At 70.7% G+C, this 16,241-nt stretch carries 15 protein-coding genes; 8 read left to right on the forward strand and 7 right to left on the reverse strand.

The window, feature by feature from the left end:
* The first annotated feature begins 35 nt into the window (after nt 1-35).
* From ABZ622_RS25755 to ABZ622_RS25765, 3 genes are all read left to right on the forward strand, one after another.
* Nucleotides 36-677: a DUF6230 family protein gene (locus ABZ622_RS25755; protein ID WP_360546957.1), complete on the forward strand. Its 642-nt coding sequence runs from the start codon at nt 36-38 to the stop codon at nt 675-677.
* Nucleotides 678-771: 94 nt separating this feature from the next.
* Entirely contained in the window at nt 772-1,341 is a 570-nt protein-coding gene (locus ABZ622_RS25760; protein WP_360546959.1) for a DUF6114 domain-containing protein, read from the forward strand.
* On the forward strand, nt 1,331-2,599 hold the full coding sequence (locus tag ABZ622_RS25765) for a hypothetical protein (protein ID WP_360546962.1): 1,269 nt from the start codon (nt 1,331-1,333) through the stop codon (nt 2,597-2,599). Before ABZ622_RS25760 ends, ABZ622_RS25765 begins: the two co-directional genes overlap by 11 nt.
* Before the next feature lie 112 nt (nt 2,600-2,711).
* On the opposite strand, the gene pyk is transcribed toward ABZ622_RS25765, so the two are convergent.
* The 3 genes from pyk to pta form a co-directional block, all read right to left on the reverse strand.
* Nucleotides 2,712-4,142, reverse strand: a complete 1,431-nt coding sequence (gene pyk / locus ABZ622_RS25770) for a pyruvate kinase (protein WP_124716322.1) — start codon at nt 4,140-4,142, stop codon at nt 2,712-2,714.
* 74 nt (nt 4,143-4,216) lie between these two features.
* Entirely contained in the window at nt 4,217-5,509 is a 1,293-nt protein-coding gene (locus ABZ622_RS25775; protein WP_360546964.1) for an acetate kinase, read from the reverse strand.
* A gap of 5 nt (nt 5,510-5,514) precedes the next feature.
* On the reverse strand, nt 5,515-7,587 hold the full coding sequence (gene pta, locus ABZ622_RS25780) for a phosphate acetyltransferase (protein WP_360546966.1): 2,073 nt from the start codon (nt 7,585-7,587) through the stop codon (nt 5,515-5,517).
* Between the two features lie 220 nt (nt 7,588-7,807).
* Between pta and ABZ622_RS25785 the strand changes: the two genes are divergently transcribed.
* Nucleotides 7,808-8,833 carry an ATP-dependent 6-phosphofructokinase gene (locus tag ABZ622_RS25785; RefSeq protein ID WP_360546968.1) on the forward strand — a complete coding sequence of 342 codons (1,026 nt, stop codon included), beginning with the start codon at nt 7,808-7,810 and terminating at the stop codon, nt 8,831-8,833.
* A 253-nt stretch (nt 8,834-9,086) separates the two neighbouring features.
* On the forward strand, nt 9,087-10,067 hold the full coding sequence (locus tag ABZ622_RS25790) for a helix-turn-helix domain-containing protein (RefSeq protein ID WP_360546971.1): 981 nt from the start codon (nt 9,087-9,089) through the stop codon (nt 10,065-10,067).
* Nucleotides 10,068-10,113: 46 nt separating this feature from the next.
* Here ABZ622_RS25790 and ABZ622_RS25795 read toward each other — a convergent pair whose 3' ends face one another.
* The 3 genes from ABZ622_RS25795 to ABZ622_RS25805 form a co-directional block, all read right to left on the reverse strand.
* Nucleotides 10,114-10,752, reverse strand: a complete 639-nt coding sequence (locus tag ABZ622_RS25795) for a helix-turn-helix domain-containing protein (RefSeq protein WP_360547084.1) — start codon at nt 10,750-10,752, stop codon at nt 10,114-10,116.
* 158 nt (nt 10,753-10,910) lie between these two features.
* Nucleotides 10,911-11,585 (reverse strand): response regulator, encoded by a 675-nt coding sequence (locus ABZ622_RS25800; protein ID WP_360546973.1) that lies wholly within the window; start codon nt 11,583-11,585, stop codon nt 10,911-10,913.
* Entirely contained in the window at nt 11,582-13,321 is a 1,740-nt protein-coding gene (locus ABZ622_RS25805) for an ATP-binding protein (RefSeq protein ID WP_360546975.1), read from the reverse strand. Before ABZ622_RS25805 ends, ABZ622_RS25800 begins: the two co-directional genes overlap by 4 nt.
* 166 nt (nt 13,322-13,487) lie before the next feature.
* Between ABZ622_RS25805 and ABZ622_RS25810 the strand changes: the two genes are divergently transcribed.
* The 3 genes from ABZ622_RS25810 to ABZ622_RS25820 all read left to right on the forward strand — a co-directional run bounded on the left by ABZ622_RS25810 (nt 13,488) and on the right by ABZ622_RS25820 (nt 15,693).
* Complete coding sequence (locus tag ABZ622_RS25810; protein ID WP_266912020.1) at nt 13,488-14,846, forward strand: cation:dicarboxylase symporter family transporter; 1,359 nt, start codon at nt 13,488-13,490, stop codon at nt 14,844-14,846.
* Nucleotides 14,847-14,943: 97 nt separating this feature from the next.
* Nucleotides 14,944-15,348, forward strand: coding sequence for a MerR family transcriptional regulator (locus tag ABZ622_RS25815; RefSeq protein ID WP_266912018.1), 405 nt, complete (start codon nt 14,944-14,946; stop codon nt 15,346-15,348).
* A gap of 3 nt (nt 15,349-15,351) precedes the next feature.
* Nucleotides 15,352-15,693: a thioredoxin domain-containing protein gene (locus ABZ622_RS25820; protein ID WP_360546979.1), complete on the forward strand. Its 342-nt coding sequence runs from the start codon at nt 15,352-15,354 to the stop codon at nt 15,691-15,693.
* 42 nt (nt 15,694-15,735) lie between these two features.
* Here ABZ622_RS25820 and ABZ622_RS25825 read toward each other — a convergent pair whose 3' ends face one another.
* On the reverse strand, nt 15,736-16,089 hold the full coding sequence (locus ABZ622_RS25825; protein ID WP_329589167.1) for a beta/gamma crystallin domain-containing protein: 354 nt from the start codon (nt 16,087-16,089) through the stop codon (nt 15,736-15,738).
* Between the last annotated feature and the right edge of the window lie 152 nt (nt 16,090-16,241).

The raw sequence follows: 16,241 nt of genomic DNA on the forward strand, positions 1-16,241 counted from the left end.
GGACCGGAGATGTACGTCCGAGAAGGAGGAAAATTATGAGTTCCCAGGTTCGTGGCGGCACCAGATGGAAGCGTTTCGCTCTGGTCATGGTGCCGAGCGTCGTCGCGACCGCGGCGGTGGGTGTCGGTCTCGCGCAGGGTGCCCTCGCGGCGTCCTTCAGCGTGTCCGGCCAGAGCTTCAAGGTCCGTACCGACAAGCTCGTCGGCCATGACTTCATCCAGTACGGCAGCGTTGCCACCGGCAAGGACCTCAAGGGCGACGACGCGGCGCACGCCGTGGCCGTGTCCGGGTTCAGCGATGCCACGATCACCAACATGTGCCAGTCGGTGGTCACTCCGAACCTTCCGTTCGGTCTCGGCAACGTCACGCTGGTGCTGAAGGCGGGTACGGACCCGGAGAAGCCGGTTGAGGCGACCAACCTCTACCTCGACATCTCCGAGCTCGACGCCGACGCGTACTTCGAGCACATCGACATCGGTGTCGCCGCGGGAGACGTCGGCAAGCCCGGCATCCAGTCCGGTACCGAGAAGAAGGTCAACCCGAACGGCTTCTCGCAGCGCGCCGAGACGGCGACGCTGACCAACGTGAAGCAGACGGCATGGGCGACCACCGCCGGCACCTTCAAGCTCAGCAACCTGAGCCTGCGGCTGCACAGTGGCGTCAAGGAGTGCTACTAAGCACCCGCCGGGTGGCCGGGGCGCTCCCGAGGGGCTCCGGCCGCCCACCTCTTTCTCTTCTCACAGCAGTACCGGTTCCAGGGAGCTGTTTTCCATGAGCCCCGAGTCCACAGGGCAGAACGAGCACTACCTCCGCGTCTTCTGGCGGGGATTCCGCACCTGGCGGGGTAACCGGCCGTTCTGGGCGGGCCTGTTCACCATGGTGGGTGGTCTACCCATCGCCTATTTCCCGTACGCCAACATGCACCTCGGCAACGTCATCCTGGCGATGTCCACCACTGGCGGTGCCGGTTCCCTGATCATCGGGATCCTGCTCGTCACGCTTGGCCTCACCATGTGGTTCCACCACATCGTGAGAGTCTTCGCCGGAGTCGCCGCGATCCTGCTGGCACTGATCTCGATACCGGTCGCCAACATCGGCGGCTTCCTGGTCGGCTTCCTGTTCGCGCTGCTGGGCGGCGCGCTCTCCATCTCCTGGGCCCCGGGCGAGCCGAAGCCGGACCTCGCGCCGGACGGCGCGGTGGGGGAGAAGTCCGCGGTCGGCCTCGGTACGCACGAGTCTGGGCCCGAGTTCCACAGCACGGCAGCGGTGCCCCAGCAGCAGCCGGAGCAGTACGACACGACAGTTGAGGTCGACGACGGCGGGAGGCATCGTGCGGGGTGACGAGAGGCAGCTGAACTCGACCGGGGAGGATTCCGGGACGAGAGTCGGACCGCGCCACGCGGCCCCCAGGAAGTCCTTGCTGACGAAGCTGCACATACCCGCGGGCAAGGCGTTCGCGCTCGCCGCGATGCCGACGGCCGTCTTCGTGGGCATGGGGCTCACCCCCAAGCTCGCGCTGGCCGACGACAGCTCCGACATTCCCTTCGCGCCCGGCCCCTGCGTGACCCGCTCCGACGAGCCGAGCGAGTCGCCCTCACCGTCCGCGTCGAAGCCGGCGTCCCCGTCCCCGTCCGCCACCGACTCCGGCGACAAGGGCGGTTCGGCGACCCCGAAGCCCTCGACGACGCCGTCCGCGAGTGAATCGGTGAAGCCGGAGGCGAAGACGAAGGCCGCCGAGGCCGACGCGCCGGCCGCCACGCCGAGCGCCTCGCCCACCCCCACGAAGTCGAGGAACCCGCTCGACCCGCTGGGCGTCGGCGACGCGCTCAGGGACCTCTTCGACGGACCGGACAAGGAGACGGCGAGCCCGTCCCCGAGCGCGAGCACCGCGTCCCCGAAGCCCTCGGCGACCGACACCGCCGAGAAGCCGGCGAAGAAGCCCGTCGAGAAGGCCACCGACGCCGCGAAGGAGACGGCCGACAAGACGGCCGCCGCCATCCGCGAGGCGGCCGGCAAGGCCGGCAAGTCGGTCAAGGAGCTCGACGACAGCGTCAAGGGGCTCGACGCCAAGAAGGACGAGGACATCCCGGACGGCGCCAAGGAGCGCTTCCCGTGTCCCACCGCCGACCCCGAGGCGCTGGCCGCGGCCGACCTGGAGACGGGCGTCCCGCTGCTCCCGGACGACCCGTGGATCCTGCAGAGCTCAATGCTCACCCTCAACGGGCTCGACTACAAGGGCATCGTCGAGGTGAAGACGTACGGCGGCAAGGTCAAGAAGGTGCTGAAGTTCACCGCCAGCTCCATCGACATCGACAACCTGCACCAGACGACGGTCGGTCCGGCCGGTACGACGGGTCATGTTGAGGCGCGGAAGGGCTCCAAGTCCACCATCCGCAACGGCACGGTGACGATGTACACGGAGGAGCTGAAGGGCAACCTCTTCGGCCTCATCCCGGTGACGTTCAGCCCGGAGACACCGCCTCCGCTGAACGTGCCCTTCGCCTTCTTCACCAAGGTCAAGGTGACCCAGGCCGGCCAGTTCGGCGGCTCGCTCAAGGTCCCCGGCCTGCACAACTACTTCACCGGCGGCAACGGCTAGGGTCATTCGTCCGGATCAGGCCGGCACAGTCCCGTCCGGGAGCCGCGCAGGGCCGTGGGCCGCACTCCTCAGGAGTGCGGCCCGCGGCCGTCGAGCGGGGGTGACGGGTGCGTCAGTCGCGGCTGCCGCCGCCGACGTGGTGCACCCGGACCATGTTGGTGGTGCCGGGGATGCCGGGGGGCGAGCCGGCCGTGATGACCATGGTGTCGCCCTCGTTGTAGCGGCCGAGCTTCAGCAGCTCGCCGTCGACCAGGTCGACCATCGCGTCGGTGTTGTCCACGTGCGGAACGACGTGGGCCTCAACGCCCCAGCTCAGGGCGAGCTGATTGCGGGTGGACTCGTCCGTGGTGAAGGCCAGGATGGGCTGGGCCGCGCGGTAGCGGGAGAGCCGGCGGGCCGTGTCACCGGACTTGGTGAAGGCGACCAGGGCCTTGCCGTTCAGGAAGTCCGCGATCTCGCAGGCCGCGCGGGCCACCGAACCGCCCTGGGTACGGGGCTTCTTGCCCGGCACCAGGGGCTGCAGGCCCTTGGACAGCAGCTCCTCCTCGGCCGCCACGACGATCTTCGACATCGTCTTGACGGTCTCGATCGGGTACGCGCCCACGCTGGACTCGGCCGACAGCATGACCGCGTCCGCGCCGTCCAGGATCGCGTTGGCGACGTCGGACGCCTCGGCGCGGGTCGGCCGCGAGTTGGTGATCATCGACTCCATCATCTGGGTCGCGACGATCACCGGCTTGGCGTTCCGCCGGCAGAGCTCCACCAGGCGCTTCTGCACCATCGGGACCTTCTCCAGGGGGTACTCGACGGCCAGGTCACCACGGGCGACCATCACACCGTCGAACGCCATGACGACGCCCTCCATGTGCTCGACGGCCTGCGGCTTCTCGACCTTGGCGATGACGGGGACCCGGCGGCCCTCCTCGTCCATCACCTTGTGGACGTCCTTGACGTCGTCCGCGTCCCGGACGAAGGACAGCGCCACCAGGTCGCAGCCCATCCGCAGGGCGAACCGCAGGTCGTCGACGTCCTTCTCGGACAGGGCCGGGACGTTGACCGCCGCGCCGGGCAGGTTGATGCCCTTGTGGTCGGAGATGACACCGCCCTCGATGACGATGGTCTTCACCCGGGGGCCCTCGACCGCGACGACCTTCAGCTCGACATTGCCGTCGTTGATCAGGATCGGGTCGCCCTTGGCGACGTCGCCGGGCAGACCCTTGTAGGTCGTGCCGCAGATCGACTTGTCGCCGGGGACGTCCTCGGCGGTGATGGTGAACTCGTCCCCGCGGACCAGCTCGACGGGGCCCTCGGCGAACTTCGCCAGGCGGATCTTCGGACCCTGGAGGTCGGCGAGCACACCGATCGCCCGGCCGGTCTCGGCGGCGGCCCTGCGGACCCGGTCGTAACGACCCTGGTGCTCCTCGTGGCTGCCGTGACTGAAGTTGAAGCGGGCCACGCTCATGCCGGCCTCGATCAGAGCGACGAGCTGCTCGTGGGAGTCGACGGCGGGACCGAGTGTGCAGACGATTTTGGAACGGCGCATGAGGCGGATCCTATCGGTTTGTTTCGCTACGGAATATTCCGTCTGGCGGAAGGTACAAAGGGGCGCGGGGGTGCTCAGTTGTGGGCCTGTCCGAAGGCGTCGTGGGCGTGCCCGGAGGCGTCGTGGGCCGGTCCGACGAGCGCGAAGGTCTGTACGGCGATCTCCAGCTCCTCGTCCGTCGGCACCACGGCCACCGCGACCCGCGCGTAGTCCGGCGAGATCAGCCGGGGCTCACCGGACCGTACGGCGTTCAGATCCGCGTCCACCGCCGGACCGAGCTCCTCCAGACCGGCGATGGCAGCCTCGCGCACCGGTGCCGAGTTCTCCCCGACCCCCGCCGTGAACGCCACGGCATCCACCCGGCCGAGGACCGCCGAATAGGCGCCGATGTACTTCTTCAGCCGGTGCACATAGATGTCGAACGCCAGCGCCGCGCGCTCGTCGCCCTCGTCGATCCGGCGCCGGATCTCCCGCATGTCGTTGTCGCCGCAGAGCCCGACCAGGCCGCTCCTCTTGTTGAGCAGTTCGTCGACCTCGTCCGCCGACATCCCCGCGACGCGCATCAGATGGAAGGTGACGGCTGGATCGATGTCCCCGGAGCGGGTGCCCATCACCAGACCCTCCAAGGGGGTCAGCCCCATGGAGGTCTCCACGCACCGGCCGCCGGCCACCGCCGACGCCGAGGCGCCGTTGCCCAGGTGCAGCACGATGACATTGACCTCCTCGGGGGCGCGTCCCAGCAGCTCGGCGGTCTTGCGGGAGACGTACGCGTGCGAGGTGCCGTGGAATCCGTAGCGCCGGATGCGGTGCGCGTCGGCGGTCTCCGTGTCGATCGCGTAACGCGCCGCGTACTCCGGCATCGTCGTGTGGAAGGCCGTGTCGAAGACCGCCACCTGCGGAAGGTCCGGCCGAAGGGCCCGAGCGGTACGGATGCCGGTGATGTTCGCCGGATTGTGCAGCGGGGCCACCGGGACCAGGCGCTCGATCTCCTTCAGCACCTCGTCGTGGATCACCACGGGCTCGGTGAACCGCAGGCCGCCGTGCACCACCCGGTGGCCGATCGCCGCCAGCTGCGGGGAGTCCAGGCCCAGCCCGTCGGCCGCCAGCTCCTGGGCCGCCGCCTTCAGCGCCGCCTCGTGGTCGGCGATCGGGCCGACGCGCTCGCGCTGCTCGGCGCCGCCGCCGGTCAGCGGGGTGTGCACCAGACGGGAGGTCTCCTCGCCGATCCGCTCGACCAGCCCCACCGCGAGCCGGGTGCGGTCGCTCATGTCCAGCAGCTGGTACTTCACCGACGAGGAGCCGGAGTTGAGGACCAGCACGCGGTACGCGCCCGGTGTGCTGGAACCCGCGGTGGTCGGGGTGGTCATCCGGTTCACTCCTTGCCCTGTGCCTGGATCGCCGTGATGGCCACGGTATTGACGATGTCCTGGACCAGCGCGCCGCGGGACAGGTCGTTGACGGGCTTCCGCAGCCCCTGGAGCACCGGCCCGACGGCGACCGCGCCCGCCGAGCGCTGCACGGCCTTGTAGGTGTTGTTGCCGGTGTTCAGGTCCGGGAAGATCAGCACCGTCGCCTGGCCCGCCACCTCGGAGCCCGGCAGCTTCGTCGCGGCGACGCTCGGCTCCACCGCGGCGTCGTACTGGATCGGGCCCTCGATCCGCAGATCCGGCCGGCTCGCGCGGACCCGGTCGGTCGCCGCGCGCACCTTGTCGACATCGGCGCCCGAGCCCGAGGTCCCCGTCGAGTACGACAGCATCGCGATCCGCGGCTCCACCCCGAACCGGGCGGCGGTGGCCGCCGACTGCACCGCGATGTCGGCGAGCTGCTCCGCGTCCGGGTCCGGATTGACCGCGCAGTCCCCGTACACCAGCACCTTGTCGGCGAGGCACATGAAGAAGACGGAGGAGACGATCGAGGCGTCCGGCTTCGTCTTGATGATCTCGAAGGCCGGACGGATCGTCGCCGCGGTGGAGTGCACCGCCCCGGAGACCATGCCGTCCGCGAACCCCTCCTGGACCATCAGGGTGCCGAAGTAGTTGACGTCCGCGACCACGTCGTACGCCAGCTCCACCGTGACCCCGCGGTGGGCCCGCAGCTGCGCGTACCGCTCGGCGAAGGTCTGGCGCAGCTCGGAGGTCTGCGGGTCGACGAGCTGCGTACCGGCGAGGTCGATGCCGAGGTCGGCGGCCTTCTTGCGGATGACGTCGGGATCGCCGAGCAGGGTGAGCTCGCAGACGTCGCGGCGCATCAGCACGTCCGCGGCGCGCAGCACCCGCTCCTCGGTGCCCTCCGGAAGGACGACCCGGCGACGGTCGGCGCGGGCCTGCTCCAGCAGTTCGTGCTCGAACATCATCGGGGTGACGCGGCCGCTGCGGGCCACCGAGATCCGCTCCAGCAGGGCGCCTGTGTCCACATGGCGCTCGAAGAGGCCCAGCGCGGTCTCCGCCTTGCGGGGCGTCGCGGCGTTCAGCTTGCCCTCCAGGGCGAAGAGCCGGGCCGCGGTGGGGAAGGATCCGTCGGCCACCGACACGACCGGGGTGCCCGGTGCGAGTCGCGCGGCCAGCCTGAGTATCTCCTCGCCGGGGCGCTCGTCCAGGGTCAGCAGCACCCCCGCGATGGGCGGCGTCCCGGCGCTGTGCGCGGCCAGCGAGCCGACCACCAGGTCGGCCCGGTCCCCGGGCGTGACCACCAGGCAGCCCGGCGTCAGCGCGTTCAGCATGTTCGGCAGCATCGCGCCGCCGAAGACGAAGTCCAGCGCGTTCCTCGCCAGCCCGGAGTCGTCGCCGAGCAGCACCGTGCCGCCGAGCGCCGCGGTGATCTGGGCGACGGTCGGCGCGGAGAGCGCCGCGTCGTCGGGCAGGACCGAACAGGGGACGGGCAGCGTGGCCGTCAGCCGCTCCGCGATGGCGTCGCGGTCCTCGGCCGCCACCCGGTTCACGATCATCGCGACCACGTCGCAGCCCAGCCCGACGTACGCGCGGTAGGCGTTGCGGGTCTCGGCGCGCACCGACTCCGCGGTCTGGCCCTTCCCGCCGACCACCGCGATCACCGAGGCGCCGAACTCATTGGCCAGCCGGGCGTTGAGCGCCAGCTCGTCGGGGAGCTGGGTGGCGGCGAAGTCGGTGCCGAGCACCAGCACCACCTCGTACTTCTGGGCCACCTGATGGAACCGGTCGACCAGCCGGGAGACCAGCTCGTCCGTGCCCTGTTCCGCCTGGAGCGCGGAGGCCTCGTGGTAGTCCAGCCCGTACGCCGATCCGGGGTCCTGGGAGAGCCGGTAACGGGCCCGCAGCAGTTCGAACAGCCGATCGGGTCCGTCGTGGACGAGCGGCCGGAACACCCCGACCCGGTCCACCTGACGCGTCAGAAGCTCCATGACTCCCAGATCGACGACCTGCCGGCCGTCTCCCCGGTCGATCCCGGTCACGTACACGCTGCGCGTCACGCGTGTTCTCCCGTCCAATTTCGGTTTGGGATGGTATTGCCATGTTGACGATACCCGCGGGGGCCGAGGCGTCGCCCGCCGGGCGAGGCCCTCCGTACCGGGGCGACGGGGAGCGCCGGGTCCGGACCCGGCATGGGACAATCGTCGTGGCTCACGGTACGGGGGATTCTGTGGACATCCCCCGAAATGCACGGCACTAGCGAGCAGGAGACAAGGCACGATGCGCATCGGAATTCTCACCGCAGGCGGCGACTGCCCAGGTCTGAACGCAGTGATCCGGTCGGTCGTGCACCGCGCCGTGGTGGGCCACGGCGACGAAGTCATCGGCTTCGAGGACGGGTTCAAGGGACTCCTCGACGGCCACTTCCGCCCCCTCGACCTCAACGCGGTCAGCGGCATCCTCGCCCGCGGCGGCACCATTCTCGGCTCGGCCCGGCTGGAGCGCGACCGGCTCCGCGAGGCCGCGGAGAACTGCGCCGAGCTGAGCCGCCGTTACGGCATGGACGCCCTCATCCCGATCGGCGGCGAGGGCACCCTCACCGCCGCCCGGATGCTGTCGGACGCCGGAATGCCCGTCGTCGGCGTCCCCAAGACCATCGACAACGACATCTCCGCCACCGACCGGACCTTCGGCTTCGACACCGCGGTGGGCGTCGCCACCGACGCCATAGACCGTCTCAAGACCACCGCCGAATCGCATCAGCGGGTCATGGTCGTCGAGGTGATGGGCCGGCACGCGGGCTGGATCGCGCTGGAGTCCGGAATGGCGGGCGGCGCGCACGGCATCTGCCTCCCCGAGCGCCGCTTCGAGGTCGAGGACCTGGTGAAGATGGTCGAGGAGCGCTTCGCGCGCGGCAAGAAGTTCGCGGTCATCTGCGTGGCCGAGGGCGCGCACCCGGCGGAGGGCTCCATGCCGTACGGCAAGGGCGAGATCGACCAGTTCGGCCACGAGCGCTTCCAGGGCATCGGCAACCGGCTGGCCATCGAGCTGGAGACCCGGCTCGGCAAGGAGGCCCGGCCGGTCATTCTCGGCCATGTGCAACGGGGCGGCACGCCGACCGCGTACGACCGGGTGCTCGCCACCCGCTTCGGCTGGCACGCGGTGGAGGCGGCGCACCGGGGAGACTTCGGCAGGATGACCGCGCTGCGCGGCACCGACATCGAGATGGTTCCGCTTGCCGACGCGATCACACAGCTCAAGACGGTGCCGAAGGACCGGATGGACGAGGCCGAGTCGGTCTTCTGACCCCGGCAGGCCCTGGCCGCGCGGCGGCGGACCGGGGGTGACGACCCGGCGGCCCTGACTGTCCCCCCGTGGACGGTCAGGGCCGCTTGCCGTTCCCCCGGCGCCCGGGAGCCGTTCCGGATGGTCGGATCCGGACGGGCCGCGGTGCCGGAAACAACTCTTGAGCCCGCGGACCGGATCAACAAGGCTTGTCCCTGTCCGGGACATGTCCCAACCTTGTCCGGGCGCGGAATCCAGGGAAGAGGCACAACAGATGGTCGTCGACGGCAGAGCTCCGGATCCTCGTGAGGCGCGCAGCGCACCCGAGTTCATCGCCCTGTTGCGGAGGCTCAAGGACGCGTCGGGTCTGACGTTCCGCGAACTCTCCCAGCGGGCCGAAGCGGTCGGGGACGTGCTGCCGCGTTCCACGATCGCCAACATGCTGGGGCGTACGTCGGTGCCGCGCGAGGAACTCCTCGCCGCCTTCGTACGGGCCTGCGGCTGCGGTCCCGCGCAGGTGGCGGACTGGCTCGCCGTACGCAAGGAACTCGCCGTGCACGGCGAGCGGGCCGGGACGGCGGAGACGCCCGGGGCGGCACCGGAGGCGACCGCCGGGCACTCGTCCGAGCCGCCCACCGTCCCCCTCCCCGGACCGGCCCCGGCCCGTCGGCGCCGGCCGAGGACTGTCGTGGCGGCCGCCGTCGCGCTCGTCGTGCTCGCCGCCGCCGCGGTGACCGTCACCCTCCTCGTACGGGGCGACGAGCGCAAAGCCGCCCCCGTGAGCGGGCCCGTGGCCGGGCGGACGGTGCAGATCCGGTCCGTGCACTCCGGGTTCTGCCTCTCCGAGCAGCGGGGCAGCGACAGCGGGCGGCTGTACCAGGTGCCGTGCGAGCAGGAGACGATCCCGAGTTTCTCCCTCAAGCCGCTGGACGGCGACGCCTGGCGGATCGTGACCGATCACCCGGACTACGACCTGGGCTGCACCGGAGTCTGGGACGGGATGCGGGATGCCGGAGCCGGGTTGCAGGACCAGGGGTGCGGCAAGCGCGGCGACGCGGAGGAGTTCCTGATCGAGCCCGTCGGCCGTCCCGTCGAGGGGTACCGCATCCGTCCCGCCCACACCCGCCTGTGCGTCGGTGCCGAGGGGAACAGCAAGGAGAGCGGCGCGAAGCTGGTGCAGGCGGGCTGCGACGGAGCGGACCGGGGAAGCCTGTTCTCCTTCGACCCGGTGGCCGAGGAGACGGCCGGCGGCTGAGCGCGTACGGGGGAGGCCGGGCGGTCAGAGGCCACCCGACAGGCCCTCAGCCGTCCGGCCCCGGCACACCCGCCGCCCGCCAGAATCGTTCCAGGATCTCCGCCAGGAACACCCGTCCCTCGTCGCCCGTGGTCCCGGCCCGCTCCGTGCCCGTGCTGCTCCAGCTCAGCGTCGACACCATCAGCGCCTGGTAGTCGGTGTGCAGTTGTTCCAGCACGTCCTGGAGGAAGCCGCGCTCCAGCGGCACCAGCTTCGCCACCGGCCGCAGCTGGGCCTGCCAGCGCGTGGTCACCGCGCCGCGCAGCAGCTCCGCCAGGTCCTCGTCCCGGCCGGACACCGTCACGAACCCGGCGGGCGTCAGCCCCAGCACCTCGGCGAGCGCCGCGGACTGGCGTTCGTTGCCGCGCCAGCGCCCCGACTCCTCCATCCGCAGATACGCGGAGGCGGTCAGCCCCAGCAGCCGCGCCAGCTCCTCCACGGCCAGCTCCCTGGACACCCGGTGCTCCCGCAGGGTGCGCGCGGCGGTGAGGAGTTCGGCCGGGGAGCACCACAACACCCCGGCCAGCGCGGTGAGTTCGTACTCGGTCGGCGAGGCGAGCCCGCGCTCCCAGGCGACGACCGTATCGGTGCTCACCCGGAGCCCGTACTGGGCCCCGAGACCGTAGGCGACATGGCCGGGAAGCATCCCCAGGGCCTCGCGCAGTCGGCGCGCGGCGGGGGCGTTGAACGGTGGGGACGGGTGCACGGCCCCACCGTAGGAGTCAAGGCATGGAATGACTACGGTGTGTTCCACCGATATCCACGGATCGTAGGAACGTCCTAAGGGCCGTGGGCCGTACGGGTTCAGCGGTGCTGGGTCACCCACCGGTAGTACAGCTCCGGGCGGCCGATCTGGCCGTACTGCGGACTGCGCACCGCGCGCCCCACCGTCACCAGGTGTTCCAGATAGCGGCGCGCGGTGATCCGCGAGATGCCCAGTTCCTCCCCGGCCACCGACGCCGTCACCCCGTCCGGGGCGGCCCGCAGGGCCCGGGTGACGGCCTCCAGCGTCGGGCTGCTCAGCCCTTTCGGCAGCCGGGCCGGCTGCGGGGCGCGCAGTACGCCGAGCGCCCGGTCCACCTCGTCCTGGCCGCTCGCCTCGCCGGCCGCCGCGCGGAACTCCGCGTAGCGCACCAGCCGGTCGCGCAGGGTGGCGAAGGTGAACGGCTTCAGCACGTACTGGACGACCCCGAGCGACACCCCCTCCCGGACCACCGCCAGATCGCGCGCCGACGTCACCGCGATGACATCCGCCGAGTGCCCGGCCGCGCGCAGCGAGCGCAGCAGTTGCAGACCGTGCCCGTCGGGCAGATACAGATCGAGGAGCAGCAGATCGACCGGGGTACGGTCCAGCGCCCGCACCGCCTCGGCCCGCGAACGCGCGACGGCCGCCACCGTGAACCCGGGGACCCGGCCCACGTACAGCCGATGGGCGTCCGCGGCGACGGGATCGTCCTCGACGACCAGTACCTGGATCACGCCTTGGCCTCCTTCGTGGTGTGCGCCGTGCGTCCGGCGGCGGCCAGCGGCAGCCGCACCGTGAACCGCGCGCCGCCGTCCGTGCCGACGTCCGTGCCGCCGTCCGTACCGGTCTCCGGATCGCCGTCCGCGCCGCCGTCCAGGGTGACCGTGCCGCCGTTGCGGTGCACCGCCTGCCTGACCAGGGCCAGGCCGATGCCCCGGCCGGTGCCGTGCGTCGACCAGCCGCGGTCGAAGACCAGGGAGGCGTCCTGCGGGCCGATCCCGGCACCGGTGTCGGCGACCCGCAGCAGCAGTTCGCCCTCCCCGGCCAGCGCGGTGACGGTGACCCGGGCGCGGGCGGCCCGCCCGCCACCCGCTCCCCGCTGAGCGGGCACGGACCCGGGTCCCGGCGCACCGGTCACCGCCTCCGACGCCGCGTCCACCGCGTTGTCGATGAGATTGCCGAGGATCGTCACCAGATCCCGGTGCGGCAGCGTCGCGGGCAGGTCCCCGTCGTCGATCAGGCTGTCGTCCGCGAGCACCAGCTCCACCCCTCGTTCGTTCGCCTGCGCCGCCTTGCCGAGCAGCAGCGCGGCCAGCACCGGTTCGGCGACCGCCCCCACCACCCGGTCGGTGAGGGCCTGGGCCAGTTCCAGCTCGGCGGTGGCGAAGCCCACCGCCTCGTCGGCCCGGCCCAGTTCGATCAGCGAGACGACGGTGTGCAGCCGGTTCGCCGCCTCGTGCGCCTGCGAGCGCAGGGCCTGGGTGAACCCCCGCTCGGAGTCCAACTCGCCGGACAACGCCTGGAGTTCCGTGTGATCGCGCAGCGTCACGACGGTGCCGCGCTGCTCCCCGCCCACCACCGGGCGGGTGTTGACCACGATCACCCGGTCCGCCGTCAGATGCAGCTCGTCGACCCGCTCCTCGGAGGCGAGCAGCGCACCGGTCAGCGGCGTCGGCAGGTCCAGCTCGGCGACCCTGCGCCCCACCGCACCCGGCCCAAGACCGAGCAGCTCCCGGCCCGCGTCGTTGATCAGCGCGATCCGGCGCCGCCCGTCGAGCATCAGCAGCCCCTCGCGCACCGCGTGCAGCGTGGCCTGGTGGTAGTCGTGCATCCGGCTCAGCTCGGCGGCGTTCATCCCGTGCGTGTGCCGCCGCAGCCGGGCGTTGATCACGTACGTGCCGAGGCCGCCGAGGGCGAGCGCCCCGCCCGCCGCCAGCCCCAGCGCCCCGAGCTGCGCCCGCACCTGCGAGGAGACCCGCTCGACCGTGATGCCCGCGCTGACCAGGCCGGTGATCCTGGAGCCGTCCCGGATCGGTGTGACGACCCGGATCGAGGGGCCGAGCGTGCCGGTGTACGTCTCGGTGAACGTCTCGCCGCGCAGCGCCCGCGCGGTGTGCCCGAGGAACTGCTCACCGATCCGGTCGGAGTCCGGGTGCGTCCAGCGGACCCGCCCCGGGGACATGATCGTGACGAAGGCGATCCCGGTGTCCCTGCGGACCCGCTCCGCGTAGGGCTGGAGCACGGCGGACGGGTCCGGGGTGCCGATCGCCTCCCGCACCGACGGCGAATCGGCGATCGCCAGGGCGGCCGCCCTGACCTGCCGGGCCGCGGTCTCCTTCGCCTGCTCGCTGCCGGAGACGTACGCGAAGAACGCGCACCCCGCCACCACGGCGGCCACCAGCACCACCTGCATGGCGAAGAGCTGACCGGCCAGGCTGCGCGGGCGGGTACGGGGGCGGGGGAGACGCATGGCCACAGTCTGCCTGGCCGAAATCCGATGAACGAAATGCACGCAACAGTGACCGGCGTCACAGGGAGCGAGATATTCGCCAAGGGTTTTTCCGGCTCCCATCCGCCGGACAGCCCTTGCGCCCCCAGGGACGGGGGAGTTACCGGACGAACCGAGGAGAACCCCCGTGGGAGTGGCAGCCGCCAAGCGGGACCGCACGCACTATCTGTATCTGGCCGTGATCGCGGCGGTGGGGCTCGGCATCCTGGTGGGCTTCGCGGCCCCGGGCGTCGCAGTCGAGCTCAAGCCGATCGGCACCGGCTTCGTGAACCTGATCAAGATGATGATCTCGCCCATCATCTTCTGCACGATCGTGCTGGGCGTCGGCTCGGTGCGCAAGGCCGCCAAGGTCGGCGCGGTCGGCGGCCTCGCCCTCGGCTACTTCCTGGTGATGTCGACCGTCGCGCTCGCCATCGGCCTGCTCGTCGGCAACCTCCTGGAGCCCGGCCAGGGCCTCCACCTCACCGAGGCGGTACGCGCCGCCGGTGAGAAGCAGGCCGCCGGGGCGAGCGAGTCCACCGCCGACTTCCTGCTCGGCATCATCCCGACCACGATCGTCTCCGCCTTCACCGAGGGCGAGGTGCTCCAGACCCTGCTCATCGCGCTGCTCGCGGGCTTCGCGCTCCAGGCCATGGGCTCGGCCGGTGAACCGGTGCTGCGCGGCATCGGCCACATCCAGCGCCTCGTCTTCCGCATCCTCGCCATGATCATGTGGGCGGCCCCGGTCGGCGCGTTCGGCGCGATGGCGGCGGTGGTCGGCGAGACCGGCGTCGACGCGCTGAAGTCCCTCGCGATCATCATGATCGGCTTCTACCTCACCTGCGCGATCTTCGTCTTCGTGGTGCTCGGCACCATCCTGCGGCTGGTCGCCGGGGTCAACCTGATCGCGCTGCTGAAGTACCTGGGCCGCGAGTTCCTGCTGATCCTCTCCACCTCCTCCTCCGAGTCCGCGCTGCCCCGGCTCATCGCCAAGATGGAACACCTCGGCGTCAGCCGCCCGGTCGTCGGCATCACCGTGCCGACCGGCTACTCCTTCAACCTCGACGGCACCGCGATCTACCTCACGATGTCCTCGCTCTTCATCGCCAACGCGATGGGCGACCCGCTGAGCGCCGGTGAGCAGATCTCGCTGCTGCTCTTCATGATCGTCGCCTCGAAGGGGGCCGCCGGAGTCACCGGCGCGGGCCTGGCCACCCTCGCGGGCGGCCTCCAGTCGCACCGCCCCGGCCTGGTCGACGGCGTCGGCCTGATCGTCGGCATCGACCGCTTCATGAGCGAGGCCCGCGCCATGACGAACTTCGCGGGCAACGCGGTGGCCACCGTCCTCGTCGGCACCTGGACCAAGGAGATCGACAAGGAGCGGGCGGACAAGGTGCTCTCCGGCGCGCTCCCGTGGAACGAGCAGATGCTCAACCAGGACGCCGACGTGCACGGCGTCCCGGAGCCGCGCGAGGGCGACGAGCGGCACGCGGTGGCGAAGGCGTAACCACCACGAGCACCGTCGGCAGGGCCGTCGCGGGGAACTCCCGCGGCGGCCCTTCGCGCTTGCCTTGACGTCCGCGTCAAGGTCTACCGTGGGGGACATGCGAATCGGGGAGCTGGCCGAACGGGCCGGGACGACCACGCGGACTCTGCGCTACTACGAGTCCCGCGGACTGCTGCCCGCGCGGCGGGCCGACAACGGCTACCGCGCGTACGACGAGGACGATCTGCGTCTCGTCCAGCAGATCCGCACCCTTCAGGACTTCGGCTTCGAACTGGAGGAGACCCGGCCGTTCGTCGACTGCCTGCGGGCCGGCCACCCGGCCGGTGACGCGTGCCCCGCCTCGCTCGCCGTCTACCGGCGCAAGCTCGGCGAGCTCGACTCGCTCATCGAACAGCTCCGCACGGTCCGCGCCGAGGTGGGCGCACAGCTCGCCAGGGCCGAGCTGGAGGCCGGGGCGGCACTCCCTGGCGGTCCGGAACCACGTTGTGAACTGGGAGGATGACAGATGATTCATGCAGAGGGCGTGGCCGAGGTCACCGACGCCACCTTCGACACCGAGGTGCTCGCGGCGGATGGCCCGGTGCTCGTCGAATTCACCGCCGACTGGTGCGGCCCGTGCCGCCAGCTCGCCCCCGTGCTCAGCGCCGTCGCCACCGAACTGACCGGGCGCATGGGGGTCGTCCAGCTGGACATCGACACCAGCCCCGGCATCGCCGCCCGGTACGCGGTGCTCGCCGCACCGACCCTGATGGTCTTCCGGGGCGGTGAACCCGTGAAGTCGATGGTGGGCGCCCGCCCCAGGCGCAAGCTCCTCCAGGAGCTGGAGGAGGTCTTCGAGACGGCGTGAGGCGGGCGCGCCGGGACTACGGAACGTCCCGGGAAGAAATCCCTACAGGATTTCGATGGCATCGACCTTCGGTACGTTCGAATACTTGATATTCGAATTCCGGGCGATTTTCACCACATCGCCATTGGCGTCGTAGTACTTCACGTCGTTGTTTCCCGTGGAGATCTGGTCGACCCACCACCCGCCGAAGTCGATTTTCCCGCGATTCGCGTAGCAGTCCACGCTGTCGCGTCCGCTGCCGTTGTGCGACCAGATCTTCAGGAAGCCCGCGTCCGGGTCGCAGGTGACATGGTCGATGGCGGAAGCGGTTCCGACCGGGCCGGCCAGGGTGAACGCGGCGGCTGCGGCGAGCGCCGCGGCCATCGTGCGCACAACGTTCCTCGTTCTTGAGATCATAGTTTCCCCTTGAATCGAATATGGAACCAAGAGCCCACTTCGTCAGGCGTGGACATCGGCGCTGAACCAGCATCGTATGAAGTGGGCCACCGATTCAGGAGGGCGCCGAAGGGAAATCACCTGAACGTGAATGCGTGGGCCACGGACACCGG

Source organism: Streptomyces sp. NPDC007164, assembly GCF_040634135.1.
Lineage (GTDB): Bacteria > Actinomycetota > Actinomycetes > Streptomycetales > Streptomycetaceae > Streptomyces > Streptomyces sanglieri.